Consider the following 1527-nt stretch of genomic DNA (forward strand, 5'->3'; position numbering starts at 1 on the left):
AACGTAAATAATAGGGGAAAAGTATGTTTAAAAAGAGCACACTTGCCATTCTGATCGGGGCTACTATTTCGCTTGTTGGATGTGGTTCCAATGATAAAACTGAAATCCGTTTACCACAGGCGCCAACTTCAGAATTTACTAACGTGATTGATCGTACTGGTAATCCAACTTACCTGCGTGATTACGACAGTTATTCGAACCTGAAGTACAACGCACTCACGGACAACGGCGCGTGGCATGGCCATTTGCTACCTGAAGATGCGGCGGGTTATGGCGCTTTCGGCGGTATTATGCAAGTGACGCAAGAGTACGCGCATTTTATGTCTGGCCAAACGTTCGACAAGCTCACGTTGACCGACAAAGTGAGTGGCCAAACTTACGATTTATCGAACGCAGAAGCGAAAGTCTATTCCATTCCAGGTGCGTTAGTGCAGGTGTTGGACTTGGACGATATTCACGTGCAAATGGTGCTGCGCTTCGTGACTGACCGCTCTTCGCTGGTGGAAACGCTCATCACTAACAAAACTGATCGTGATATGAACTTGGCGTTGGAGTGGGATGGCGAGTTGGTGAAATACGCGCTGTCGACGCGCAAAGACCAAACCGTGGCGCAGTACTACCCAGATTACAAGCGCCAGATTTCGACCATCGAGAACGGCATTAAAATTAACTTTAGCGAGATGAAAGACAACTGGGCGATCCGTAATGACCGCGATGCCGAGTTCCGCATTACTCGTTCTCTACCAACGAAGACGTTCACCAACGAAACCTCATTCAGTTCTACCGCGGAGATGAGCCTACCAGCTGAGCAAACATCGGCGGTTTATGCGGCGTATTCTAACCTGCACAATGCGAAAGAAGTGCAGTCAGAATCGTTGAAATTGCAAGATGTATTGGCGAATCCAACTCAATACATGGAAGCGTCGAAAGCGCGTTGGGACGGCTATTTAGCGAATGGTCTTATCAACAAAGAAGCGACAGCAGACCAAGCTCGCGTAGCGGTAAAAGCGATGGAGACCCTAAACGGTAACTGGCGCTCTGCGGCGGGCGACATTGAACAAGCGACAGTCACGCCATCGGTCACTGCGCGTTGGTTCTCTGGTAACTTAACGTGGCCGTGGGATTCGTGGAAACAAGCGTACGCGATGGCGCATTTCAACCCAGATGTTGCGATGGACAACATTCGCACGGTATTCCAAGGGCAAGTTCAAGCTGATGACAAGATTCGTCCGCAAGACAAAGGCTACTTGCTGGATGTGTTGACGTACACCAAACCTGTTAGTCGTGGTGGTGCTGGCTCTGAAAACTGGAACGAACGCAATACGAAACCATCGTTGGCGGCATGGTCTGTGATGGAGGTGTATTACGCTCTCGTGAACCAGTTTGATCGCCCAGAAGACGCGCAAAAATTCATTGATGAAATGTATCCGAAGTTGGTGGCATACCACGATTGGTGGCTATCCAACCGCGACCACAACCAAAATGGTGTGCCTGAATACGGCGCGGCAGTGGACCCAGCACACAACA

The 1527-nt window shown here is 49.7% G+C and carries 1 protein-coding gene; it reads left to right on the forward strand.

Annotated elements, in window-relative coordinates; translation table 11 throughout:
• Positions 1–23: 23 nt before the first annotated feature.
• A partial coding sequence (gene ygjK, locus R7Q47_RS24110; RefSeq protein ID WP_318089713.1) for an alpha-glucosidase occupies positions 24–1527 on the forward strand: 1504 nt, incomplete at its 3' end.

It is taken from the genome of Vibrio sp. Vb0349 (assembly GCF_033338975.1).